Source organism: Neisseria sp. P0001.S005, assembly GCF_051963715.1.
Genome location: NZ_JBQCTZ010000043.1, coordinates 1 through 22,756, shown reverse-complemented (window position 1 = coordinate 22,756; position 22,756 = coordinate 1). Strand labels below are relative to the sequence as shown.

Below are 22,756 nucleotides of genomic sequence, written 5' to 3'. Positions count from 1 at the left end.
TTTGGATTATCTGGTCATCCGATCGCGAAGTGTATCCGCTAAGCGAAAGTTTGTGGTTTACACTGATTGCAGTGATACTGCGACAGCTGACGGCGTTTGATTTGCCGATTATTGATACCTATTGGATGATTTTCAATGGGATAGTGTGGGCATTTGCCGGTTTGATTTTTTCCATTGTCGGCCGCATCGACAGCAATTTCATCATCTCCTGCATTTTGGCAATGATAGCGGGGATTGGTTATTTTCAGCTGTTGCAACATTTGCCGGATTGGTTGAGCAAATTTTTGGCCTGACGGTTTCAGACGGCCTGATAACGGATAAGAGGTATTGAGTATGGCATTGTCAAAACGAATAATTCCTTGTCTGGATGTAAAAGACGGTCGCGTGGTAAAAGGTGTCAACTTTTTGGGTTTGCGCGATGCAGGTAATCCGGTTGACGTTGCCAAACGCTACAACGATGAAGGCGCGGATGAGTTGACCTTTTTGGATATTACTGCTTCCAGCGACAATCGCGACACTATTTTGCACGTTATTGAGGCAGTCGCTTCACAAGTTTTTATTCCATTGACGGTCGGCGGCGGTGTGCGCACAGTTGCCGATATCCGTCGTCTGCTTAATGCCGGTGCCGATAAGGCCAGCATCAATACGGCCGCTGTAACCAATCCTGATTTGGTAAACGAAGCGGCCGGTTTTTTTGGTTCGCAAGCGATTGTTGTTGCCGTGGATGCCAAAGCGGTCAACCCTGAAAACACCCGTTGGGAAATCTTTACCCACGGCGGACGTAATCCGACCGGTTTGGACGCGGTGGAATGGGCTGTCGAAATGCAGCGGCGCGGTGCGGGCGAGATTTTGCTGACCAGTATGGATCGGGACGGTACCAAACAAGGTTTCAACCTGCCTTTGACACGCGCGGTCAGCGAAGCGGTCGATATTCCGGTCATTGCTTCCGGCGGCGTCGGTTCGGTTCAACACTTGGTGGACGGCATTAAAGAAGGAAAGGCAGATGCGGTATTGGCCGCCAGTATTTTCCACTTTGGCGAAGCGAGTATCCGCGAAGCGAAACTGACCATGCGCGAAGCAGGAATTGAAGTGCGTTTGTGATTGCTATCCAGAGGCCGTCTGAAAATATGAGAGAAAGATGCGAATGTCGAACATAAACGAAACGCTGCTGAATGCTGTAAAATTTGATGAAAAAGGTTTGGTTTGCGCGATTGCCCAAGATTGGCAGACACGCCGTGTGCTGATGGTTGCCTGGATGAACGCCGAAGCCCTGCAAAAAACTATAGAAACCGGTTTTGCCCACTATTACAGCCGTTCCCGCCAAAAACAATGGATGAAGGGCGAAGAGTCCGGACATACGCAAAAAGTACATGAATTGCGCCTGGATTGCGATGGCGACGCGGTGGTCATGCTGATTGAACAAAATGGCGGCATTGCCTGTCATACTGGGCGAGAAAGCTGTTTTTACAAAGTTTGGCAAGAGGGCGCATGGCAGACAGTCGATGCCGTGTTGAAAGATGAAGAAGCAATCTACGGACATAAACATCCTTAAGGCCGTCTGAAAGAAAATAAGAGAAACCGACCATGACCGATACTATCCTTACCCAAATTCAAAACGTCATCGATTCGCGCAAAGGCGGCGATCCTGATGCTTCTTACGTTGCCCAACTGCTGCATAAAGGCGAAGACAAGATTCTGAAAAAAGTCATCGAGGAAGCAGGTGAAACTTTGATGGCCTCTAAAGATGGCGGTGGCGAACATTTGGTTTACGAAGTGGCGGATTTGTGGTTTCACACCATGGTTTTATTGGCGCATCACGGCTTGCGCGCCGAAGATGTGGTCAACGAGCTTGCGCGCCGTCAAGGTTTGTCGGGATTAGTGGAAAAAGCTTCTCGCAAAGAATCTTGAATTTATATTACAATCCCGTATTTGACCTGTTTCGGAATCCGTCTCTTGGGGCAAAAACGATTTCCCTTTTTTGGTTGAACCCCGTTATGCCCGTTTTTAGACAGCCATTGGAGCCATTATGGATAATTGTATTTTCTGCAAAATCGCAACCAAAGATATTCCGGCACAAACCGTTTACGAAGACGACGAGATGCTTTGTTTCAAAGACATTCGTCCTGCCGCGCCGGTGCATCTGCTGCTGATTCCGAAAGTGCACTTCGATTCACTGGCACACGCAACTGCCGAACATCAAACCCTGTTGGGTAAAATGATGTTGAAAGTTCCTCAAATCGCCCATGAGGCAGGTTTGACCGACGGTTTCAAAACCCTGATCAACACAGGCAAAGGCGGCGGACAAGAAGTCTTCCACCTGCATATCCATATTATGGGTACGCCTGCATAACTATTATCTATTTTTAACAAATTCAAGGATTTATCATGGGTAGCTTCTCTCTCTGGCACTGGATTATCGTACTGATTATCGTCGTTTTGGTATTCGGTACAAAAAAATTGCGCAACGTCGGCAAAGACCTTGGCGGTGCGGTACATGACTTCAAACAAGGCCTGAACGAAGGTACAGACGACAAAGATGCCAAAAAAGATGAAGTCATCGAACACAAAAAAGACGAAGACAAAGCATAATCCATGTTTGATTTCGGTTTGGGCGAATTGCTGCTGGTCGGCGTTGTCGCCCTGATAGTGCTTGGCCCCGAACGTCTGCCGCAAGCCGCGCGCACGGCCGGGCGTTTGGTCGGCAAATTGCAAGGATTCGTCAATAACGTCAAGCAGGAACTCAACACTCAGGCTGAGTTGGACGAATTGCGCAAGGTGAAGCAGGAATTTGAAACCGCTGCATCTGAGTTTCGCGACGGTATCAAAGACTTGGGCAACGATGCACAAAAAAATCTGAGCGATATTTCAGACGGCCTCAAGCCGTGGGAACGCCTGCCCGAACAAAAAACGCCTGCCGATTTTGGAGTGGACGAGTTGGGCAATCCTTTGCCTGATCTGGCTTCAAACAGCACTGAGAACGAAAGTGCAATCCAGGCTTCTGAGCAGAGTGGGGCAGTACAGACCCAAGAGCTTGTCGAGGCTGAAAATGCCGAGTCCGAGCAAGACCGTGCTTGGCGTGAGTATTTGACGGCTTCGGTTTCACCTGCTCCTGCGGTAGAAGTCAGCTATATCGAATCTCCTGTTGCCGATGTTCCTCCGCCGCATACGACTTCTTTGCGTAAGCAGGCGATGAGCCGCAAACGCGATATGCGCCCGAAATTCCACGCCAAGCCCAAACTGCGCGTCCGTAAGTAAAAAGTGAGTCAACCGGTGTCCGAACCTCAACACGAACAACCCGTCCAACCGCTTATCGAGCATCTTCTCGAGCTGCGCCGCCGCATGATGTGGATCGTCATCGGTATCGTCGTCTGCTTTTTGGGTATGATGCCGTTTGCCCAGCAGCTCTATACCTTTGTTGCCGAACCATTAATGGCCAATCTGCCTAAAGATACCAGCATGATTGCAACCGATGTGATCGCGCCGTTTTTTGTGCCGGTCAAGGTTACTTTGATGGCGGCGTTTCTGCTATCGTTGCCGCACACGCTGTATCAAGTTTGGGCGTTTGTTGCCCCTGCCTTATACCAAAACGAAAAACGTTTGATTACGCCGCTGGTGTTGTCCAGCGTGACGCTTTTCTTCGTCGGTATGGCGTTTGCCTATTTTTTGGTGTTTCCCGTTATTTTCAAATTCTTGGCCGGTGTAACCCCTGTCGGCGTCAATATGGCGACCGATATCGACAAATATCTGTCCTTTATTTTGGGCATGTTTGTCGCATTCGGAACGACGTTTGAAGTTCCCGTCGTTGTGGTGTTGCTTGCAAAAATGGGCATTGTTTCGACTGCACAGCTTAAGAATGCGCGTCCGTATGTGATTGTCGGTGCGTTTGTCGTGGCCGCAATCATCACGCCACCTGATGTAATTTCTCAAACCCTGCTTGCTGTTCCGCTGATTCTGCTCTACGAAGCAGGCATTTGGTTCAGCCGCTTTGCCAAAGTGAAAACGCAGCAGGAAGATGAAGATACACCGCAACCACCGGCAGAAGTTTAAGAATTAAGGCCGTCTGAAGAATTTTTCAGACGGCCTTTGTATCATGGCACTTCAGTTTTTAAGAAAAAGTATGATGGATGTTTGGGGAATCGTACAAAAACGCTACAGCCCCAAATTCTTTTGATGTGACTAAAAATTTCGACCTTACCCATGGCTGGGCAATTTGCGTGACTGGATGACGGAGCAGGCAAAAAATGGGGAAAAATATTCCATTGTTACTTGTTCCGCACTCAAACGCCAATACCGCGATATTCTGCGTGGCGCAGAAGGGAAGGTGGCTTTTATCCATCTGACTCCACCTCAAGCAATCAATCTCGAGCGTATGCTGTCGCGTCAGGGGCATTATATGAAAGCCGGAATGCTGGATTCGCAGCTGGAGATTTTGGAAGAGCTGGGTGCTGATGAGTACGGTGTCAAAATCGACAATCCGGGTTCGCCTGAAGCCGTTGAGGCAGATATTATGAACTGGGTGAAAGCGCAAGGCTTGATTTAGTAATGATCAGAAATGGAAAGGCCGTCTGAAATATTTCAGACGGCCTTTTTCGATGGGATTTAGAATGTTTTTTGCGAATCAAGCAATAAGGTAACCGGCCCATCATTGCAAAGGGAAACCTGCATATGGGTTTGGAATCTGCCGGTTTCGACAGTCAATCCATGTTCGCGTAGAAGTTGTGCGGTGTATTGATAAAGTTTATCCGCTAGTTCTGCGGGCGCGGCATTGGAGAAAGATGGGCGGCGGCCGCTGCGCGCATCGGCGTAAAGGGTAAACTGGGAAACCAGTAATATCGAGCCGCCGACATCTTTGAGCGATAAATTTAATTTTCCGTTTTCGTCTTCAAAGATACGTAGGTTGGCGGTTTTATCCGCAATGTATTTGGCGTCCGCTTCTGTATCGGTGTGGGTAACGCCGAGCAATATCATAAATCCGTTGTTGATTTCGCCGCAGGTTTCACAGGAGTTTTCGGACAAAACGTCAACTTTGGCTTGGGTAACTTTTTGGATAACAGCGCGCATAATCTTGTGTGAATAAAAGGAGTTGTAAAAAAGGGCGTAAGATACGCCCTCTGAGTTCAAATATAGTTTCAGACGGCCTGAAACCATTGAATTAATTTACGGATTAATGCCGTTTTCTTTCAAGATACGTTCGATCTGATTCTCGACTTTTTGTCGTTTGACAGCTTGGGCAATCTGATTGCGTACCAGTTCGAAAGGTTCGGCATTAGGATTACGCTCTACGGCGCTGAGTTTAAACAGATAAAAACGGTTTCCCATCTGAATCGGCTCATGCGTTACATCACCTCGGTTCATGTCGGCAAAAGAGGTAGCCAGTTGAGGCGAAAGCTGCTGCGGAGAGATGAAGCCGTCGAACTCTTGTTCGGGGTTGGGATAGCGTTTCATCAGCTCTTCAAATGACAAGCCTTTGAGCAGCAGTTCTTGCGCTGCGCGGACTTCTTCGGCTGAAGCAAAGCTGACTTGTTGCAGCTTGATGATGCGTGTTTGCTGGTCGTAGAAACGGCGCAATTCGGCATCGTCAACCGCGGTTTGACGTTCTAGATAAGCAGCGTATTGGTTGGCATAAAACTCAGCTTCCACATTTTTAAACTGATTCTGTACTTCTGCATCTTTATCCAAACCAGCCTTGATGGCTTCATTTTTCAAAACTTCCAAAGTCTGCAAACGTGTAACCACATCTTTGCGGATTGCCTGACCATCGGGTTTGGCAGTCTGGTTGGGATGTTGATCGGCTTGTCTTAATACTTCGGCGACCATGCTGTCGATACGTGCAGGATCGATTTCAGGTGCTTTGGCGGTTGCCAAGCCGACGGTCGATAGGGTGAGGATAGCCAAAACGGCAGTTTTGGGCTTGATGTTCATGTGAGTTCCTTATTGCCCGCCGTTATCACGGCGGGCACGTTATATTATTTGTTGACTTTGATACTGGCTTTTTTCAGCAATGATTGAATGGCCGCATCAACACGGGCTGCCTGTAAGTCGCTGCCAATCTCGTTTTTCGATGCTTCATAAGAAGGTACGGTAACGTTACGACGATCATTGACATAGAAAACGGCGTACAAATTACCGTTTTGCAGTGGCGTTTTAGTGTGTGCACCTTTTTTCAGGTCTTTGACAGCAGCGTAAAGCGGAGGCGCTGATTCTTGTAAATCTTTAAGCGGAACATAAGCTTTAGGGATGCCGCCGGCTTTTTTGGCCGCTTCGTCAATTGAGTATTGGTTCAATACCGAAACAAAGCTTTTTTTCGCATCCAAATCGGCAATGGCTTTTTGGGCATTGCTGCTGCTGTCGGTCACGATTTCGCCCAGTTGGACTTCCTGAGTACCTTTATAGAAGTTGCTGAAGTCGTTGTAAGCGGCTTTGACATCTTTTTCTTGAACAGGATATTGACGGACGATATGCGCCGCGAAAGCTTGGCCTAACAAATCATTTTCGAAAGCTGCCCATTCGGTTTTGAAGGTGGCTTTTTTATCTGCACCTTGCTTGGCGGCATCGGCACGCGCTTGCTCCAATGCTGTTTTGAATTCAGCGCTTTGATCCAGTTTTAATTTTTTGGCTTCTTGGGTAACAACAGTGCTGATAATTTGGCGTTCAGTCAGCATTTGACGCAATTCAGGAGTGTCTTGAACGTTCGGGTTACTGGCACGTACGGAAGCAACTTGGTCATCGATAACGCTGCTGTCGATGGCTTGACCGTTGACGGTCACCAAAGTTTGGGCAAACAGGGTGCCGGAAGTCAGGGCAAACATCAAGGCTGAAGCAAAGTAGGTTTTTTTCATCGTATTTCTCATTTAAATTAATGATTGGAAATCAAAGTTTGGGCAGTAATCTTAATGGAAGTATTCGTCCGGCGTGGCCGCTTTGATACTGAGTGCATGAATCAGGCCGTCTGAAAACAAGTCCTGTAAAAGCTGCTTAATCATACGTTGCCGCTGGAGGCGGCCAATGTTTTCAAATGCGTTGCTGACCACCACTATGGCGTAATGCCCGCCGCCTTTATTACCGGCATGGCCGGCATGCAGATGGCTTTCATCTTCAAAATCGAAGAACTCAGGCTCAAGCGTTCGCAGGCGTTCCTCGATAATTTGACGAATATTGCTCATTTGAACACGGCTTTAAAGGGTTTAATCAATACTTCTGCGTATACGCCGGCATCAACGTAAGGGTCTTGTTCTGCCCATTCTTGTGCAGCGTCCAAAGATTCAAATTGAGCCACAATCAGGCTGCCGGAAACACGTTCCGGATTATCTGGTAGAGGATTGGGGCCGGCAGTCAGCAGACGGCCTTGCGCTTTCAATTCTTCTAAGCGTGCCAAATGAGCAGGGCGGGCCGCCATGCGTGCTTCGTGGACATCTTCGGCATCAGTGGCCAAAAGCATGAAATATTCCATTATTGATCCTCCTTAGGCTGGAAACGCATCAGATACATACCCTGTGCGATGGAAAAAATGATTGTGAAGCCCAATGTGCCGAACAGTTTGTAATTGACCCATTGGTCTGGAAAATACGTAAAGACAAAGAGGTTGGCCGCACCCATAAAAATTAGGAAGCCAATCCATGCATAAGTCAGGCGTGTCCATACAAAATCAGGGAGCTGCATTTCTTTGCCCATGACGGCTTTAAGCCCGTTTTTACCGGCCAGGTGGCTGAACAGCATGACGATCGCGCCGATCCAAAACAGAACGGTTGGTTTCCACATGATAAAGCGGTTGTCTTTCAGCAGAATCGTTGCACCGCCAAAAAAGACAATCAAAATCAGGCTGACCCATTGCATGGTGTCCAGCTTGCGGTGTTTCCAAAAGGTCAGCGCAGCTTGGGCAATACCGACGATAACCGCAACAGTTGTTGCGGCAATCATGTCTTTGGTGATGATGTATGTGATGAAAAATAAGAATACGGCGAATAAGTCGCTCAAAATCTTCATATATTAATGATGAAACTAATTGAGTAAATGCTAATCATACAGGGAGATGTGTTTTTTTGCACGTTTCACCATGACTTTAATATCGCACATATTTATATGAAATATTTGTTTTGGGTTGGCGAAATTTGTAAAAAAGAAACACAAGCATGCAAAAGTAATAGATTTGCTAAGGAATTTTAGGCTGAATAGCCTCTATTGCTTGGCAGGAATGGGTTAAAAATATATCATGACGTAATATCTAGTAAATATATGGTTAAATGCGTGCACATTGGTTAGTACCATAATTTCCGAACAGGGGATCAGTTTTGAAAAAACATCACAATATTAAATTAATTACAGCTTCTATTGCTTTAATGACATCGCTCAGTGCCTCTGCAGGTTTGGGCGGCTTGAATGTTCAATCTCATTTGGGTGAGCCTTTTACAGGCAGTATCACTGTAACTGGCGAGGAAGCTCAGGCTCTGCTTAATGGCGGTAAGGCCACTATTTCAAATGGCAATTTGCGCGCAGCGGTACGCAAATCAGGCGATAAGGCAGTCGTTACCATCCGCTCTTCTAAAGCCATCAAAGATCCTGTTTTGGTTTTCCAAGTAGGTGTTGGCGCGCAATCGCGTGAGTACACCGCTATTATCGATCCGGCCGGATATGATTCTAAAGATGCTGCATCTGTTCGTATCCGTCTGGCCACTGAATCTCAATCTTCCGAGCCGACACGCAATGCCCGACAGCCTGCAACTAAAAACAATAAAGCAGCAGGTAATCAGACAGCTCGAGCGCGTAAGGATGTACAGCGTAAGGCTGAGAAAAAACAAGTTCAGACGGCCTCTGCTAAAAACGACACGGCTGCACGTTCAGGCAGACAGCATTTGGTGCGTACGGGTGAAACCCTGATTGCCATCGCGTCCAGCATCCGTCCGCAAGGTATGACCCTGGATCAAACCATTCAGGCTTTGGTAAATGCCAACCCGGATGTGTTTATCGATAACAATGCCAACCGTATGTTGGCAGGTAAAGTGCTGAATATTCCAAACCGTAGCGAATTGCAACGTTTGGCTGCTTCTGCTCCTGTTAAAACCAATACAGCGGCAGAGAAAGGCAATGAAGCCGTCAATGCAATAGAAGCTAAAACAGAAAAACCTGTTGTTCAGCCTGAGGCTCAAACTGAAGCCCAGGTTAAAGATGCTGGTGTAAATACACAGCAACAGGAAGAAGTGAAACAAGCTTCAGCTGAACAAGCAGAACAAGCAGCATCTGCAGCGGTCAATGAAAACACCGCATCGACTGTTCCTGCATCTGATGGTCAAGAAGCTATGGCTTCTGATGCTCAAGAGAATGTAGTGGCTTCTGAGCCTGTTGCAACCACGGATTCTGTCGCGGAGCAAACAGAAAGCGAATCAGACGGCAATTTATGGAAATGGTTATTGGCAGGCGGTGCAGCCCTTATTGCTGCTTGGTTGTTGTTGAAAGCTGCCGGTAAACGTAATGACGAGCTGGAAGAAGCACCTGTAAGCCGTAAGGATGAAGAGAAGGTTGTACAGAAAAATGTTGCTGCTTCAGCTGCTGCGGTTGCTGCAACTAAAGTAACGCCGTCTGAAAAAACTCAAGACGGTCTGTTTATCGAAGATGATTTCGAAGATGATGTGGTTATCAATGAAGTAGAAGAATCTTCCAATATCGATGATGTCAAACTTGATTTGGGTAAGATTGACAATAGTCAGGCAGGTATTCTTTCAGGTGCAGTAACGCATGATGTTGAGACAGAGCAACGCCGCCATGCTGATTGGGATAGTATCGAATCAACAGAAAGCGTGTACGAGCCTGAACCAGAAAATCCGTATCAGCCAGTATCGGTTGTTATGCCGGAACGTAAAGAAGAGCAGGTAAATACATTTGCTGAGTTTGATTTGGCGGCAGAGAAAAAAGTCTCCGAGGCAAGAAATGAAGAGCCACTCGAGTTTACGGTAGAAACCCCTGAAGCTTCAGACGGCCATGTGCTGCCATTTGATGTCAAGCAAGATCAAGACTTGCAAATTCAAGAAACCAAAGAAGAAGTAGAGAAAGAAGAAGCTGCTTCTGAGTTTGTGATTGAAGAAGGTGCATTGGAATGGGGAGCTGAAGATGTTTCAGTGGCTGCCGATAAAAGCAATAGTGAAAGAGGCTTTGTTTCAGAATCAGTCGGCATGACTGCACCGCTTGAAGCCAAATATGATTTGGCTAAGATGTATATCGAAATCGGTGATCCTGAAGCGGCTCGAGAAACATTGCAAGGGCTGATTGAAGAGGCTGAAGGCGATATTCTGCATAAAGCCCAAAAATTGATGAAAGAACTTGGCGCATAAGTGCCAGTCAAATGAAGATGCCGTTTCAGACGGCATCTTTTTTATGGTAAATTAAAAAGCAAGATTTTGTCTGAGTCTATGATTGGTTGGGTAAGATTTCAGCTTTATATGATGGTTGAAGATAAAGGCCGTCTGAAATACATGAGAGGCGTGTGTTGATCACGCCTTTTTAATATTGGTTACCTGAGTGTAGGCAACAATATCAATTTACAAGAAGTATAAGAAATGACTGAACAAGCAAATACAACAGGGCATCTGATGCAGCGTTGGGCTTTGACCCTCTCTTATGACGGTAGCCGTTTTTATGGTTGGCAAAAACAGGCTGGAGATTTGCCAACTGTTCAGACGGCCTTAGAGCAGGCCTTGTCTTCAATAGCAGGGGAGCAAATTAATACTATTGTTGCGGGAAGGACGGATACAGGTGTGCATGCAACTGCCCAGGTAGTGCATTTTGATACATCAGTAAGTCGTCCTGAGCAAGCATGGGTGCGGGGTGTCAATGCGCATTTGCCTGATGGTGTTGCTGTGTTACTTGCGCAAAAAGTTGCATCTCATTTTCATGCCCGATTTGATGCTTATGGCCGCCATTATCGTTATTTATTGGAGTCTTCACCGGTTCGTTCTCCATTATTGGTTGGCAGAGTAGGGTGGACACATTTGAAATTAGATTTGAATCTGATGAGGCAGGCTGCTGCCTTATTGGAGGGAGAACATGACTTTTCTAGCTTTCGAGCGGCTGAATGTCAGGCGAAGTCTCCTATAAAGACACTATATAGTACAAAGATTAGTGGAACTTCTCGCTATCTGTGCCTTGATTTGCATGGGAATGCATTCTTGCATCATATGGTACGCAATATTATGGGTGCATTGGTATATGTGGGTAGTGGCAGAATCAGTGTGGATGAGTTTGAGTCGGTCTTTCATGCCAAAAGTAGATTGAAGGCTCCGCCAACTTTTATGTCTGATGGTCTGTATTTAACAGGTGTTGACTATCCTGATGAGTTTGGAGTGACGCAGCTATCTTTGCCCGAGTGGATGAGCGTTCTAGGTAATGATTTTCAGACGGCCTAACTGCGGATTGTTGGTATAAAAGCAACAAAATAGCGTGATTGATGTGTAAATTAATAAAGTGTTGTAAAAATGCACAGTTGGTTTTGAATAAATTGATCATTGATTTTAAATAATAAATTTCTACTTTTGGGGTTGTCTCTACCTTTATTTGGTTTCTGCGGTAGTGGGGGGAGTTGAATAAAGTTTGTTTTTTTAGAGAGGAACAATTATAGTGACAGTCATGGAATCGCTGATTCCAGCGATAAAGTAAGCCTAAGCGGATTATCCGGTCTGCTTAAGTTATTTCTTCACAATAGAAAAGGAATACAGCAATGAAAAAATCCCTGATTGCCCTGACTCTGGCGGCTTTGCCTGTTGCAGCTATGGCTGATGTAACTCTGTACGGTCAAATCAAAGCTGGCGTGGAAGTTTCTAAAGTAAAAGAGGGTAAGACTTCTTCTAAAACTGCTACTGAGATTGCTGACTTCGGCTCTCGTATCGGTTTCAAAGGCCACGAACACTTGGGTAGCAACCTGAATGCTATCTGGCAAGTTGAACAAAGAACTTCTATCGCCGGTGGTGACTCTGGTTTCGCAAACCGTGAATCTTTCTTGGGTTTGGAAGGTGGTTTCGGTAAAGTTCGTGTCGGTAACTTGGATACTGCTCTGAACGAAAGCAGCGACAGCTTCGACCCTTGGGAGTCTAGTGATGCTAACGCAGACACTCTGCAACTGGGTAAAATCAAACGTGTAGATGGTCGCAAAGTATCTGTACGTTACGATACTCCTGTGTTTGGTGGTTTCAGCGCAAGCGTACAATACCAACCTCGCGACAATGCTAATCCTAGCGATAAATACGATCACGCTGTGAAAAGCCGTGAATCTTACGATTTGGGTCTGAACTACGAAAACTCTGGCTTCTTCGGTCGCTACGCTGGTTCTTTCGCTAAACATGCTGTCTTGGATGCTGGCTACTTGGATACATTCAACGGCAACACTACCTTGACTGCTGGTACTTACAAAGATCACCAAGCACACCGTCTGACTGCTGGTTACGATGCTGACAACCTGATGGTTGCTGTTGTAGGTCAATACGAAGGCTTCAAAAAAGATGTCGCAAATGCTAAGAAAAACGAACGTGTTGAAGTTGGTGCAACTGCGGCTTACCGCTTCGGTAACGTAACTCCTCGTGTTTCTTACGCTCACGGTTTCAAAGCTAAAGAAGAAGGCGTGAAACAAGAGAACAGCGTTTACAACCAAGTTATCGTTGGTGCCGACTACGACTTCTCTAAACGCACTTCTGCCTTGCTGTCTGCCGGTTGGTTGAAAGAAGGTAAAGGCGACAATAAATACGAGAAAACTGCTGGTACTGTTGGCCTGCGTCACAAATTCTAATCTGACTTAAGATTAGTCTGAAAAAGAGCCTGTTTTATACAGGCTCTTTTTGTTTTTGCAAGAAATGTATTTTGTCATTGCAGGGTCAGGTTAAAGTATCTTCGATATTCGTTTTCAGACGGCCTATGAAAATTCAAGTCAGGTTATATTTTATTCAATATATGCTAAATGAAATTTCAGGAATTGTTTTGAGTATTATTATAAATAAGTTAACGATATAAAGATGGTCATTGGATTAAGTTGATTTTCCTATATTTCATGTCTACTAATAAAAGATTTATTTTTATAGTTCTAAAGTATTATTAGCATGTAGAATTTGGTTTTAAGATTTGTAAATTTGATTTTAATCAAATTATTGCCGATAGATGATTCATATAATATTAGTGTTTAGAGTATCGATATATCGGGAATAGCCATGTCCTGTCTTGAAATGAAGTGCTTAAGTGGCATTTGGAAACGAATCCTTGTGCTTTTTGCTGTGTTTTCTATGATGATAGTAAGCCTGCCTGCTTACGCGGAGCGCTTGCCTGATTTCTTGGCAAAAATTCAGCCTTCTGAAATTTTTCCTGGTGCTGATCGCTACGGCAAACCTGAAGGTAAGCCTTTGGTTGCTCGTGTATATAAAGGCGAAGAGCAGCTTGGTCTGGTTTATATCACGACTGATGTGGTCAATACGCGTGGTTATTCGAGTAAGCCGATTGATACGATGATCGCATTGGCCAATGATGGCACTATTGCGGGAGCAAAATTGGTTGAGCACCATGAACCAATTATGCTGATCGGTATTCCGCAATCCCGAGTCGATAAATTCATTGATAAATATATTGGCTTAAATTTTATTAAAAATCCTCCGCAGCCTGGCGTGGCTCCCGCGGATATCATCAGCGGTGCGACTGTAACGTTGATGGTGATTAACGACAGTATTCAGCGTTCTGTCAAATCGGTTATTCATCAATATCATTTGGGTACTGATAAAGCGACTCAAGCCGGTGCTGCTGCCGCTTCTGGTGAGCAGGCTGCAAATGAGCCTGCGGTTCAAACCCGTCCCCGTCGTGCTGTGAATCCTGATAAACAAGACATTCAGTCTTGGAATGCGTTGTTAGAACAAAAAGCTGTTGGTCATCTGCATATTTCTGTTGATGATATCAACAAATTATTTGAAAAAGGCGGTAAAGCCGGTGTTGCAGATCATGCAGAGCAGGGTGATGGTAACGATACATTCGTTGATTTATATGTCGCTTTGGTCAGCCAACCTTCTATCGGTAAAAGCCTTTTAGGTGAGGCAGGTTGGAATAATCTGCAAAAACGTTTGCAACCAGGTCAACAGGCAATTATGGTTGCCGGTGAAGGCCGATACTCTTGGAAGGGCTCAGGCTATGTGCGTGGCGGTATCTTTGACCGTATCGAAATGATTCAGGGCGATACCAGCTTCCGTTTTACCGATGCACAACATGAGCGTGTGGTTGCTTTGGCAGCGGAAGGTGCGCCTGCATTTAAAGAGGTTTCTTGGTTTACTATCCCTGAAGGTGTGGAATTTGATGCTGCCGAGCCATGGCGTTTACAACTGATGATTCAACGTGTGTTGAGTGTTAACGATAAAGCTTTCGTAACTGCAGATTTGGATTACGAATTGCCAAAAGGCTACTATGTCGATGATCCAAAAGCACCACCTGTTGAAATCAGCGCGCCGGTTGAGCAAGTTGCGGCTGTAGCTTCAGCTCCTGAAAGTACGGGTATTGCCGAAGATGCGACTGCCGGTGATGATGGTGTTTCCAACCAACTTTGGAAACAGGTTTGGAAAGCTAAACAAGGTCAAATTATTGTTGTCGGTATTGCTTTGACAATTCTCTTGTTAGTATTCCTGTTCCAAGACTGGATTGTACGTTACGAAAAATGGTATGACCGTTTCCGCCTCTGCTTCCTGACATTTACCCTGGTTTATATTGGTTGGTATGCGCAAGCGCAATTGTCGGTTGTCAATACATTGACCTTGTTCTCCGCAGTTTTGACTGAATTCCACTGGGAATTCTTCCTGATGGATCCGCTGGTGTTCATCCTGTGGCTCTTTACAGCAGCGACCATGCTGTTGTGGAATAGGGGTACGTTCTGCGGCTGGCTGTGTCCTTTCGGTTCATTGCAGGAGTTGACCAATCGCGTTGCTAAAAAACTGGGCGTAAAACAAATTACTGTGCCATATCTGTTGCATACGCGCCTGACAGCCATTAAATATGTTATCTTCTTCGGTTTGCTGGCTATTTCCCTATACGATTTGGGCACTGCTGAAAAATTTGCAGAAGTTGAACCTTTCAAAACCGCAATTATTCTGAAGTTTATGCGCGAATGGTGGTTTGTATTGTTTGCTGCAGCTTTGCTGATTGCCGGTTTGTTTATCGAACGTTTCTTCTGTCGTTATCTGTGTCCTTTGGGTGCGGGTATCGCATTGCCGGGTCGCTTCCGTGTGTTTGACTGGCTGCGCCGCTACAAAATGTGTGGCAACCCTTGTCAGATTTGTACACATGAATGTCCGGTTCAGGCCATTGCACCAGAAGGCGATATTCATCCGAACGAATGTATCCAGTGCCTGCATTGCCAGGTAATGTATCACCACGATACGCGTTGTCCTCAAGTAGTGGCAACGAATAAGAAAAAACAAAAGCAAGCGGCGGCAAAATCTGAGCAGCATGATGCGGCAGCAACGCAAAAGGCTCAAGAACAAGTTGTTCAGTTTGTTAAAAAAGAATCGGCAATTAGTGTTGATAAGTAGTTATTTATAAAAAAGAGGGCTGTATCGGCAGCCCGACTTAGAAATTTTTTCATCGGTAGGCCGTCTGAAAAAAATCGGCCGCCGGATTTTATCCAAGGAGTGTCGTATGTCAGACGAAAAATTAGAACAAAACGGCTTAAGCCGTCGTTCATTCTTAGGTACTGCCGCTGCTTCCGGTGCAGGTATTGCCGGTGCCGGTTTGTTGGGCTTGGCCGGTTGCTCTAACGGTGAGGGTGACAAAGCTGCCGCTTCTGGCGCAGCTCCTGCTGAAAAAGCAGCTGCTCATTCTGCCGAGCCGGGCAAAATGACTTCCGAAGTGGGTCCAGGTGAACTTGACCAATACTACGGTTTCCTCTCAGGCGGTCAATCAGGCGAAATGCGCTTGATCGGTTTGCCGTCTATGCGCGAACTGATGCGTATCCCTGTATTCAATATGGACAGCGCTACCGGTTGGGGTCGTACCAATGAGAGCTTGAAAGTCCTCAACGGAAATATTACCGAAGAAACCCGTAAATTCTTGCAAGACAGCGGTTTGCGTTGCTACCCTAACGGCGACTTGCACCACCCACACTTGTCTTTCACCGACCAAACTTACGATGGCCGTTATGCTTACGCCAACGATAAAGCAAACACCCGTGTTTGCCGTATCCGCTTGGATGTGATGAAAACCGATAAAATCATTGATATTCCTAATGCTTCAGGTATCCACGGCCTGCGTCCGCAACGTTATCCGAAAACCGGTTACGTTTTTGCCAACGGCGAGCATATCGTTCCTGTTGACGGCGTAGGCAAATGGGATGATCCTAAAACTTGGAATGCCGTTTATACCGCAATTGACGGCGAAACCATGGAGATCGCATGGCAAGTTTTGGTAGACGGTAACTTGGACAACGGCGATGCCGACTACCAAGGTAAATACTCTTTCTCTACCTGCTATAACTCTGAGCGCGCTCTGACTGTACAAGGTGCTTCTTCTAACGAGCAAGACTGGTGTGTAGTATTTAACCTGGCTGCTATCGAAGAAGGCATCAAAAAAGGCGACTTCAAAGAAGTTAACGGCGTGAAAATGTTGGACGGCCGTGCAGAAGCCAACTCTCCATACACCCGCTACATCCCTGTGCCTAACTCTCCTCACGGCTGTAACGCAAGCCCTGACGGCAAATACATCATGCTCAACGGTAAACTGTCTCCAACCGTTACCGTATTGGATGTTAGCAAACTGGACGATTTGTTTGCAGGCAAAATCAAAGAGCGCGATGTTGTCGTAGCTGAGCCTCAACTGGGTCTTGGCCCTTTACACACTGCATTTGACGGTCGCGGCAATGCTTATACAACATTGTTTATCGACAGCCAAATGGTGAAATGGAACATCGATGATGCGATTAAAGCCTACAAAGGCGAGAAAATCGATCCGATCAAACAAAAACTGGACGTTCACTATCAACCTGGCCACAACCACACTACCATGGGCGAAACCAAAGAAGCCGACGGTAAATGGTTGGTGTCTTTGAACAAATTCTCCAAAGACCGCTTCCTGAACGCAGGTCCTCTGAAACCTGAGTGTGACCAATTGATCGACATCTCCGGCGATGAAATGCGTCTGGTTCACGACAACCCGACTTTTGCAGAACCACATGACTTCTGTCTGGTTTCCGCTTCCAAAGTGAACCCAAGCAAAACTTGGGACCGTAAAGACCCATGGTTCTGGAAAGATGCTTTGGAACAAGCGCAAAAAGACGGCGTTGAGCTGGAAAAAGCCGCTAAAGTCGTACGCGAAGGTAACAAAGTACGCGTGTACATGACAGCCGTTGCGCCTGCATTCAGTATCCCTCAATTTGAAGTGAACCAAGGCGACGAAGTGACCGTATACGTGACCAACGTTGAGACTATTGAGGACTTGACTCACGGCTTCACTTTGGAAGGCTACGGTATCGCTATGGAGATTAGCCCGCAAGCGACATCTTCTGTAACCTTCAAAGCAGTCCGTCCAGGCGTACACTGGTACTACTGCCAATGGTTCTGCCACGCATTGCACATGGAAATGTCAGGCCAAATGATTGTTAAACCAAAATAATTTTGGTTTGATGATTTAATCCTTTAGGCCGTCTGAAAAGACATTCTTTCAGACGGCCTTTATAGCAAAGCTGTTTGTCAGTCAATATGTCAATGAAATATAAACCATCATCAGACAGCTTTGCTATAACATCAAAATACCTGTTTCTGCATATGTTTATCATGTAGAAAACAGGCCGTCTGAAATTGAGATATGATTATGACGCATACACCATCCCATCGTTCCAAATGGCAACGTGCCGCATTCGTATTGCTGTTGGGCAGTATGGTTCAGACGGCCTTTGCCGCAGTCATCAACGTATCCGCACAAGACAATCTCAATGATGCTTTAGCGCGCGCCCAAGCCGGCGATACGCTCAAGCTTGCCTCCGGTACATACAAGACCAAACTTTATATCGACAAACCGATTACCATTGAAGGTCCGGCCGACCGCTCCGCCAAGATCGTCGGTGATAGGAGTGGGCGCACCATTGCCGTTCATGCACCTGACGTGACCCTGCGCAATCTAACTGTTTCCAATTCAGGCTTGAGCCTGCCGGCCATGGATGCAGGGATTTATCTTGAGGAGACGGCTCCGCGCGCATTGATTGAACACAATAATGTCTTGGACAACTCTGTCGGCGTGTACATCCATGGAGCGGCAGAATCGATGGTGCGCGAAAATAAGATTGTCGGGGAAGCTACATTGCGCGTGAATGAGCGCGGTAATGGCGTAACGGTTTGGAATGCGCCGGGTGCGCAAGTAGTCGACAACGATATTTCCAAAGGCCGTGACGGTATTTTCTCCAATACCAGTACAAACAATACCTATAAAGGCAATCGTTTCAGCGATTTGCGTTTTGCAGTACATTATATGTACACCAACGACAGCGAGGTTAGCAACAACATCTCCGTTGGCAACAATATGGGCTATGTGTTGATGTTCTCAGAGCGTCTTAAAGTGTATGGCAACATCGCCGTGGGCAGCCGTGACCAAGGTATCATGCTCAATTACGTCAACTATTCCGATATTAACGACAATATTATCAACAAAGCCGGTAAATGCGTATTCGCCTATAACGCCAACTTCAATAAAATTTTTGACAACCATTTTGAAAACTGTCAAATCGGTATTCACTTTACCGCGGCCATTGAAGGCACAAGCCTGTTCAATAATTCGTTTATCAACAACGAAAGCCAAGTCAAATACGTCAGCACCCGTTTCCTTGATTGGGGAGAGGGCGGACGAGGCAATTATTGGAGCGACAACAGCGCATTCGATCTTGATGGCGATGGTTTTGGCGACAACGCCTATCGACCGAACGGCATCATCGATCAAATCATTTGGCGCGCTCCCGTGTCCCGTTTGCTGATGAACAGTCCTGCCGTCAGTATTGTCAAATGGGCGCAATCACAGTTCCCCGCTATTTTGCCGGGCGGCGTCATCGACAGTAAGCCATTGATGAAACCGATCAGCAACAAAACAAGTACCAAATACGAAGCCATGAAGGATGAGCTGTTGCACGAAGCCAATACGCGCCAATCCAATTGGAGTAATGCCGAAAACGGATCTTTGAATTAAACATGTTTTCAGACGGCCTTTTGAATGAGGCCGTCTGAAACGGCACAAAGGAATTATTCATGACCAACCACGTCGAATTAAGAAACGTGACCAAACAATTCGGCAGTCAAAAAGCCGTCAACCAAGTCGATTTAGTCCTCAAAGCAGGCGAAAGCGTCGGTATGGCAGGGCATAACGGTGCAGGCAAATCCACCATCATGAAGCTGATACTCGGCCTGATTACACCGACCGAAGGCGAAGTCATGTTGCTGGGCGAGCGTACCGGCAGCAAGGCAGGCGCACTGCTTCGCAGCCAAGTCGGCTACCTGCCTGAAACCGTCGCGCTTCATCCTTCATTGACCGGCATTGAAACCATGGATTTCTATGCCAAGCTGAAAAAACAGCCCTTGAGTAAAAACCGTGAGTTGTTGGAACGCGTCGGCATTTCTCAAGCAGCACGCCGCCGTGTCGGCACTTACTCCAAAGGTATGCGTCAGCGTCTCGCTTTGGCACAAGCCTTGTTGGGCGAGCCTAAAGTCTTATTGTTTGACGAACCGACCACAGGCCTTGACCCGGCTTCACGCCAAATGTTTTACGAAGTCGTGCGCGAGCTGAATGGACGCGGTGCAACCGTATTGCTCAGCACGCACGCGCTTGCCGAACTCGATGGCCACGCCGACCGCATTATCGTCATGAAAAATGGCGTGAAAGTTGCCGATGGCAGCATGGATGAGTTGCACGTCCAAAGTGGTTTGCCGTTGACCGTCAATGTCCGTTTGAAAGAAGTGCGTTCGTTGAGCGAGCGTTGGCAGCCGCTTTCAGACGGCCTGTCGTATAAAGCGCAATGTAAAGCCGAAGAGCGCATGGGACTTTTGAGCGAATTGGGTGATTTGGGCAACCTTGCTTATATCGATATCCATACCCCGACACTTGACGATATGTACGCACAATTCTTAAAAAGGGAAGACGTATGAACCCCGTTTGGATTATTACCGGCAAAGAAGTCCGCGACAGCCTGCGCAACCGTTGGGTTCTCGCCGCCGCGCTCCTGCTTGCCGCGCTTGCCCTGTCATTGGGTTTCCTGGGCAGCTCGCCTACCGGCACAGTCAAAGTCGATCCGTTGACCGTTACCGTTGTCAGCCTCTCCAGTCTGTCGATTTTCCTGATTCCGTTGATTGCGATGTTGCTCTCTTATGATGCGCTGATTGGCGAAATCGAACGCGGCACGATGGCGCTGTTGTTGAGCTATCCGATTTCGCGCAACCAAATCCTTGCCGGTAAATTTATCGGCCATCTCATCATCCTTGCTCTTGCCACCACGGCAGGCTACGGATTGGCAGGCATTACCCTCCAGCTTGCCAACGGCGGCTTTGACCTTGCCGCATGGAAACCTTTTGCCCTCCTGATTGTTGCCAGCGTGATTCTTGGTGCAGCCTTTTTGTCTATGGGTTATTTGATCAGCGCAAAAGTCAAAGAACGCGGTACCGCCGCCGGTATCGCCATCGGCGTATGGCTGTTTTTTGTGGTGATTTTCGATATGGCGCTTTTGGGTATTTTGGTTGCCGATACCGAACAAGTCATTACCGCGCCTGTTGTAGAAACCATTCTCTTGTTCAATCCTTCCGACATTTACCGTCTGCTCAACCTGACCGGCTATGAAAACACCGCCATGTACGCAGGTATGGCCGGTTTGAGCGATCAAATCAGCCTGACTATGCCGGTTTTGCTGACGGCGCAGGTATTATGGGTTATCATTCCTTTGGTCTTAGCCGCCTGGATTTTCGGAAAGAGACAAATATGAGAAAAATATTATTTACAGCATTCACCATCCTTGCTTTATCTGCTTGTAGCAAAGAGGAAAATACTCCTCCGCCTACGCCCCAACAAATCAGCGACAGCGCAGTCGGTCATTACTGCAGCATGAATTTGACCGAACACAACGGCCCTAAAGCGCAAATCTTCTTGAACGGCAAACCTGACAAACCGGTTTGGTTTTCCACCATCAAGCAGATGTTCGGCTACACCAAGCTGCCTGAAGAGCCTAAAGGCATTAATGCCATCTATGTTACCGATATGGGCAAAGTCAAAGATTGGGAAAAACCCAATGCCGACGCCGAATGGATAGATGCGAAAAAAGCCTATTATGTCATCGAAAGCAGCTTTATTGGCGGCATGGGTGCGGAAGACGCACTTCCGTTTGCCGACAAGGCTCAGGCTGAGAAATTCGCCAAAGAAAAAGGCGGCAGAGTAGTCGGTTTTGCAGAGATGCCCGACGAATACATTTTTAAATAAAACAACCAATAAAGGCCGTCTGAAACAGTTTCAGACGGCCTTTGTGTTGGAAGCTGCCGATTGATGATTTAATGAATGCAGCTTTCAATGTAAAGATAAAAAATCCAAGGAATACTTTATGTCCACCCCTTTAACGCGCCGCCGTTTCCTTGCCATAGCCGCCACACTTGCCGCCGGTGTTGGCATTCCCTTTGCCATCAGCCGCAAAACCAATCAGCAGACTCATTCGGCCAGCCAGAATCAAGAAGAGCAGCCAGTTATTTGGAGAGGCATTGCATTGGGTTCGGGTGCGGAATTGCGGTTGTTCGGCGTTGAGCGCAAGCAGGCGGAAATACTGGTCAACAAAGTATTGGCGGAAGTTTCACGATTGGAAAAAATCTTCAGTCTATATCGGGACGACAGCCTGATCAGCCGTTTAAATCGAGAAGGCCGTCTGAAAAATCCGCCATCCAATTTTTTGCAGCTGCTCAGCATCAGCCGAGATATCCATCAGCTGACACAGGGTGCATTTGATCCCAGCATTCAGCCATTGTGGAATCTGTATGCCGACCACTTCAGGCGAAACCCCAAAACCGAAACGCCGCCATCCGAACGCAGTATCAAAGACACGCTCAAATTAGTGGATTTCAACAAAGTCGATTTTGATACCAAAGAAATCCGTTTTGCCCAAAAAGGCATGGGCTTGTCGCTCAACGGCATTGCGCAGGGTTATATCACTGATAAAGTAGTCGAATTATTAAAGCAGCAAGGCGTTACCCAAGCATTGATTGATATGGGGGAGATTTACGGCTTTGATAATGCCAACCAGCGCGAGTGGAATGTCAGCATTCGCAATCCCGACCAAGAAGACCAAATTCTGACCACCATTGCCATGAAAAACCAAGCCTTTGCCACATCGGGCGGCTATGGCACGGTAATGGACGAAGCTGGCAAATTTACCCATCTTTTTGATCCGCGTACAGGCGGAAGCCAACCGCGTTATAAAAGCATGAGCGTCATGGCGGAGAGTGCGGCGGTTGCCGATGCTTTTTCTACCGCATTCTCCATTATGGATGAAGCGGCCATCCGTACTGCGGCTCAAGTTAAAAAGGCACAGGTTTGGCTGGTAATGCCGAATAATGAATTGAAGAAGATTGGAAGTTGAGGAGAAGGGCGGCCTTGCCTGCGATTTTGACTATGTGTATAGGGCAGGGAAGGCTTGATTGCTGAAAAAATGGAAGATAAAAAAGAAGGGCTGCCCAAGGGGGGGCAACCCTGAAACTCTTGCAGCTGGGAGTAATTAGCAAGAGATTACGACACTTAAAACAAAAATTCACTCATT

General features: G+C 46.8%; 24 protein-coding genes and 1 pseudogene. 19 read left to right on the top strand and 6 right to left on the bottom strand.

Annotation, left to right across the window (positions count from 1 at the left end):
• The 9 genes and pseudogenes from ACTHSP_RS07865 to ACTHSP_RS07825 all read left to right on the top strand — a co-directional run.
• A partial coding sequence (locus ACTHSP_RS07865; protein WP_440345919.1) for a multidrug transporter MatE occupies positions 1-293 on the top strand: 293 nt, incomplete at its 5' end.
• A gap of 40 nt (positions 294-333) precedes the next feature.
• Positions 334-1,101: an imidazole glycerol phosphate synthase subunit HisF gene (gene hisF / locus ACTHSP_RS07860; protein ID WP_049329534.1), complete on the top strand. Its 768-nt coding sequence runs from the start codon at positions 334-336 to the stop codon at positions 1,099-1,101.
• 43 nt (positions 1,102-1,144) lie between these two features.
• A complete protein-coding gene (gene hisI / locus ACTHSP_RS07855) occupies positions 1,145-1,552 on the top strand; it encodes a phosphoribosyl-AMP cyclohydrolase (protein ID WP_049350977.1) in 408 nt (135 codons plus the stop codon).
• Positions 1,553-1,584: 32 nt separating this feature from the next.
• Complete coding sequence (locus tag ACTHSP_RS07850; RefSeq protein ID WP_003679440.1) at positions 1,585-1,908, top strand: phosphoribosyl-ATP diphosphatase; 324 nt, start codon at positions 1,585-1,587, stop codon at positions 1,906-1,908.
• A gap of 118 nt (positions 1,909-2,026) precedes the next feature.
• Positions 2,027-2,350, top strand: a complete 324-nt coding sequence (locus tag ACTHSP_RS07845; RefSeq protein ID WP_049329536.1) for a histidine triad nucleotide-binding protein — start codon at positions 2,027-2,029, stop codon at positions 2,348-2,350.
• 35 nt (positions 2,351-2,385) lie between these two features.
• Positions 2,386-2,589 carry a Sec-independent protein translocase subunit TatA gene (gene tatA / locus ACTHSP_RS07840; RefSeq protein ID WP_049329537.1) on the top strand — a complete coding sequence of 68 codons (204 nt, stop codon included), beginning with the start codon at positions 2,386-2,388 and terminating at the stop codon, positions 2,587-2,589.
• A gap of 3 nt (positions 2,590-2,592) precedes the next feature.
• A complete protein-coding gene (gene tatB, locus ACTHSP_RS07835) occupies positions 2,593-3,255 on the top strand; it encodes a Sec-independent protein translocase protein TatB (RefSeq protein WP_049350976.1) in 663 nt (220 codons plus the stop codon).
• Positions 3,256-3,270: 15 nt separating this feature from the next.
• Positions 3,271-4,047 carry a twin-arginine translocase subunit TatC gene (gene tatC / locus ACTHSP_RS07830; RefSeq protein ID WP_049350975.1) on the top strand — a complete coding sequence of 259 codons (777 nt, stop codon included), beginning with the start codon at positions 3,271-3,273 and terminating at the stop codon, positions 4,045-4,047.
• A gap of 145 nt (positions 4,048-4,192) precedes the next feature.
• Positions 4,193-4,540, top strand: a pseudogene (locus ACTHSP_RS07825) (gluconokinase, GntK/IdnK-type); the annotation flags it as partial.
• Positions 4,541-4,599: 59 nt separating this feature from the next.
• On the opposite strand, the gene dtd reads toward ACTHSP_RS07825, so the two are convergent.
• The 6 genes from dtd to ACTHSP_RS07795 all read right to left on the bottom strand — a co-directional run bounded on the left by dtd (position 4,600) and on the right by ACTHSP_RS07795 (position 7,983).
• Entirely contained in the window at positions 4,600-5,061 is a 462-nt protein-coding gene (gene dtd / locus ACTHSP_RS07820; protein ID WP_049329571.1) for a D-aminoacyl-tRNA deacylase, read from the bottom strand.
• Between the two features lie 96 nt (positions 5,062-5,157).
• Positions 5,158-5,922 carry a peptidyl-prolyl cis-trans isomerase gene (locus ACTHSP_RS07815; protein WP_049350974.1) on the bottom strand — a complete coding sequence of 255 codons (765 nt, stop codon included), beginning with the start codon at positions 5,920-5,922 and terminating at the stop codon, positions 5,158-5,160.
• Positions 5,923-5,966: 44 nt separating this feature from the next.
• Positions 5,967-6,839 (bottom strand): peptidyl-prolyl cis-trans isomerase, encoded by an 873-nt coding sequence (locus tag ACTHSP_RS07810; protein ID WP_049350973.1) that lies wholly within the window; start codon positions 6,837-6,839, stop codon positions 5,967-5,969.
• A gap of 51 nt (positions 6,840-6,890) precedes the next feature.
• Complete coding sequence (locus ACTHSP_RS07805; RefSeq protein ID WP_049329542.1) at positions 6,891-7,163, bottom strand: BolA family protein; 273 nt, start codon at positions 7,161-7,163, stop codon at positions 6,891-6,893.
• Complete coding sequence (locus ACTHSP_RS07800) at positions 7,160-7,450, bottom strand: YciI family protein (RefSeq protein WP_004519663.1); 291 nt, start codon at positions 7,448-7,450, stop codon at positions 7,160-7,162. The genes ACTHSP_RS07805 and ACTHSP_RS07800 overlap by 4 nt, the downstream gene beginning before the upstream one ends.
• Positions 7,450-7,983, bottom strand: a complete 534-nt coding sequence (locus tag ACTHSP_RS07795) for a septation protein A (protein WP_049350972.1) — start codon at positions 7,981-7,983, stop codon at positions 7,450-7,452. Before ACTHSP_RS07795 ends, ACTHSP_RS07800 begins: the two co-directional genes overlap by 1 nt.
• 353 nt (positions 7,984-8,336) lie before the next feature.
• On the opposite strand from ACTHSP_RS07795, the gene ACTHSP_RS07790 reads away from it, so the two are divergent.
• The 10 genes from ACTHSP_RS07790 (at position 8,337) to ACTHSP_RS07745 (ending at position 22,579) form a co-directional block, all read left to right on the top strand.
• Positions 8,337-10,322 (top strand): FimV/HubP family polar landmark protein, encoded by a 1,986-nt coding sequence (locus ACTHSP_RS07790; RefSeq protein ID WP_440345918.1) that lies wholly within the window; start codon positions 8,337-8,339, stop codon positions 10,320-10,322.
• 225 nt (positions 10,323-10,547) lie between these two features.
• A complete protein-coding gene (gene truA / locus ACTHSP_RS07785) occupies positions 10,548-11,393 on the top strand; it encodes a tRNA pseudouridine(38-40) synthase TruA (protein ID WP_049329545.1) in 846 nt (281 codons plus the stop codon).
• Between the two features lie 311 nt (positions 11,394-11,704).
• Positions 11,705-12,766, top strand: a complete 1,062-nt coding sequence (gene porB, locus ACTHSP_RS07780; protein WP_049329546.1) for a trimeric porin PorB — start codon at positions 11,705-11,707, stop codon at positions 12,764-12,766.
• A gap of 487 nt (positions 12,767-13,253) precedes the next feature.
• Positions 13,254-15,530 (top strand): 4Fe-4S binding protein, encoded by a 2,277-nt coding sequence (locus ACTHSP_RS07775; protein ID WP_440345917.1) that lies wholly within the window; start codon positions 13,254-13,256, stop codon positions 15,528-15,530.
• A gap of 106 nt (positions 15,531-15,636) precedes the next feature.
• Positions 15,637-17,604: a TAT-dependent nitrous-oxide reductase gene (nosZ, locus tag ACTHSP_RS07770; RefSeq protein ID WP_049350970.1), complete on the top strand. Its 1,968-nt coding sequence runs from the start codon at positions 15,637-15,639 to the stop codon at positions 17,602-17,604.
• Between the two features lie 198 nt (positions 17,605-17,802).
• The gene (locus ACTHSP_RS07765) at positions 17,803-19,164 is read left to right on the top strand and encodes a nitrous oxide reductase family maturation protein NosD (protein WP_371464595.1); all 1,362 of its coding nucleotides are present in this window, start codon (positions 17,803-17,805) and stop codon (positions 19,162-19,164) included.
• Between the two features lie 59 nt (positions 19,165-19,223).
• Positions 19,224-20,117, top strand: coding sequence for an ABC transporter ATP-binding protein (locus ACTHSP_RS07760; protein ID WP_440345916.1), 894 nt, complete (start codon positions 19,224-19,226; stop codon positions 20,115-20,117).
• Positions 20,114-20,944: an ABC transporter permease gene (locus ACTHSP_RS07755; protein WP_003684339.1), complete on the top strand. Its 831-nt coding sequence runs from the start codon at positions 20,114-20,116 to the stop codon at positions 20,942-20,944. The genes ACTHSP_RS07760 and ACTHSP_RS07755 overlap by 4 nt, the downstream gene beginning before the upstream one ends.
• Positions 20,941-21,435, top strand: a complete 495-nt coding sequence (locus tag ACTHSP_RS07750) for a nitrous oxide reductase accessory protein NosL (protein ID WP_003684336.1) — start codon at positions 20,941-20,943, stop codon at positions 21,433-21,435. The genes ACTHSP_RS07755 and ACTHSP_RS07750 overlap by 4 nt, the downstream gene beginning before the upstream one ends.
• Before the next feature lie 118 nt (positions 21,436-21,553).
• The gene (locus tag ACTHSP_RS07745) at positions 21,554-22,579 is read left to right on the top strand and encodes an FAD:protein FMN transferase (protein WP_049329550.1); all 1,026 of its coding nucleotides are present in this window, start codon (positions 21,554-21,556) and stop codon (positions 22,577-22,579) included.
• Positions 22,580-22,756: the final 177 nt, after the last annotated feature.

Bases quoted from the DNA above. Each gene is read 5' to 3' on its own strand.
- hisF (WP_049329534.1), top strand. From the start codon at position 334: ATGGCATTGTCAAAACGAATAATTCCTTGTCTGGATGTAAAAGACGGT.
- hisI (WP_049350977.1), top strand. From the start codon at position 1,145: ATGTCGAACATAAACGAAACGCTGCTGAATGCTGTAAAATTTGATGAA.
- ACTHSP_RS07850 (WP_003679440.1), top strand. From the start codon at position 1,585: ATGACCGATACTATCCTTACCCAAATTCAAAACGTCATCGATTCGCGC.
- ACTHSP_RS07845 (WP_049329536.1), top strand. From the start codon at position 2,027: ATGGATAATTGTATTTTCTGCAAAATCGCAACCAAAGATATTCCGGCA.
- tatA (WP_049329537.1), top strand. From the start codon at position 2,386: ATGGGTAGCTTCTCTCTCTGGCACTGGATTATCGTACTGATTATCGTC.
- tatB (WP_049350976.1), top strand. From the start codon at position 2,593: ATGTTTGATTTCGGTTTGGGCGAATTGCTGCTGGTCGGCGTTGTCGCC.
- dtd (WP_049329571.1), bottom strand. From the start codon at position 5,061: ATGCGCGCTGTTATCCAAAAAGTTACCCAAGCCAAAGTTGACGTTTTG.
- ACTHSP_RS07815 (WP_049350974.1), bottom strand. From the start codon at position 5,922: ATGAACATCAAGCCCAAAACTGCCGTTTTGGCTATCCTCACCCTATCG.
- ACTHSP_RS07810 (WP_049350973.1), bottom strand. From the start codon at position 6,839: ATGAAAAAAACCTACTTTGCTTCAGCCTTGATGTTTGCCCTGACTTCC.
- ACTHSP_RS07805 (WP_049329542.1), bottom strand. From the start codon at position 7,163: ATGAGCAATATTCGTCAAATTATCGAGGAACGCCTGCGAACGCTTGAG.
- ACTHSP_RS07800 (WP_004519663.1), bottom strand. From the start codon at position 7,450: ATGGAATATTTCATGCTTTTGGCCACTGATGCCGAAGATGTCCACGAA.
- ACTHSP_RS07795 (WP_049350972.1), bottom strand. From the start codon at position 7,983: ATGAAGATTTTGAGCGACTTATTCGCCGTATTCTTATTTTTCATCACA.
- ACTHSP_RS07790 (WP_440345918.1), top strand. From the start codon at position 8,337: ATGACATCGCTCAGTGCCTCTGCAGGTTTGGGCGGCTTGAATGTTCAA.
- truA (WP_049329545.1), top strand. From the start codon at position 10,548: ATGACTGAACAAGCAAATACAACAGGGCATCTGATGCAGCGTTGGGCT.
- porB (WP_049329546.1), top strand. From the start codon at position 11,705: ATGAAAAAATCCCTGATTGCCCTGACTCTGGCGGCTTTGCCTGTTGCA.
- ACTHSP_RS07775 (WP_440345917.1), top strand. From the start codon at position 13,254: ATGATGATAGTAAGCCTGCCTGCTTACGCGGAGCGCTTGCCTGATTTC.
- nosZ (WP_049350970.1), top strand. From the start codon at position 15,637: ATGTCAGACGAAAAATTAGAACAAAACGGCTTAAGCCGTCGTTCATTC.
- ACTHSP_RS07765 (WP_371464595.1), top strand. From the start codon at position 17,803: ATGACGCATACACCATCCCATCGTTCCAAATGGCAACGTGCCGCATTC.
- ACTHSP_RS07760 (WP_440345916.1), top strand. From the start codon at position 19,224: ATGACCAACCACGTCGAATTAAGAAACGTGACCAAACAATTCGGCAGT.
- ACTHSP_RS07755 (WP_003684339.1), top strand. From the start codon at position 20,114: ATGAACCCCGTTTGGATTATTACCGGCAAAGAAGTCCGCGACAGCCTG.
- ACTHSP_RS07750 (WP_003684336.1), top strand. From the start codon at position 20,941: ATGAGAAAAATATTATTTACAGCATTCACCATCCTTGCTTTATCTGCT.
- ACTHSP_RS07745 (WP_049329550.1), top strand. From the start codon at position 21,554: ATGTCCACCCCTTTAACGCGCCGCCGTTTCCTTGCCATAGCCGCCACA.